Genomic DNA, 565 nt, shown 5'->3' with positions numbered 1-565 from the left:
ATCATTGGTTACCACTGCAATATTGTAGTGATCTTTTAATGCTGCACAAAGTGAGCGCAATAAGGCGGTTTTACCTGAACCAACAGGGCCCCCGACACCGACTCGTAGCGTTTGTTTTTTTGCCATTGTTATATCCTATATTTTTCGTCATCCCCGCGCAGGCGGGGATCCATTGTTTTAATTCCCCCTAAGACCTTAGATTCCCGCCTTCGCGTGAATGACTATAGGGGACGTGATCGTAAGCTTTTCAACTAAGAACGGAAAAGCCTTGAGTATTGCTGTTCATGTAAGGCGCTGGCTATGGCCAATCCGGGTAGACCACCGCCTATTTTGTCTTCATCTATTTGTTCAGCCAAAGCAATCGATTCTGCAATCTCTGGTTGAAACAAGGTCAGCATTTGTTGAGCTTGAGTCTGACCCAAAGGCACCATTTTAGTGGCCCCTGCCACCTGGTTTTCTAGCCATGACCAGACAAAACCATTGGCCGCATCTTCAAAAACGATTCCCCACTTTTGCGCCGCATAAGCGAATAAGGTCGCAAAGCTGTGTTCTTCGCCTTCCTGAG

The 565-nt window shown here is 47.1% G+C and carries 2 protein-coding genes; both read right to left on the bottom strand.

What is annotated here, in order from left to right; all coding sequences use genetic code 11:
- Positions 1 to 126: GTP-binding protein (locus tag A3766_RS07525; protein ID WP_304440940.1), on the bottom strand; the 126-nt coding region annotated here is incomplete at its 3' end.
- A 125-nt stretch (positions 127 to 251) separates the two neighbouring features.
- The coding region (locus A3766_RS07520; protein WP_304440939.1) for an urease accessory protein UreF at positions 252 to 565 on the bottom strand (314 nt) is incomplete at its 5' end.

It is taken from the genome of Oleiphilus sp. HI0132, from assembly GCF_001635845.1.
This window is presented reverse-complemented; position numbering and strand designations above follow the sequence as displayed.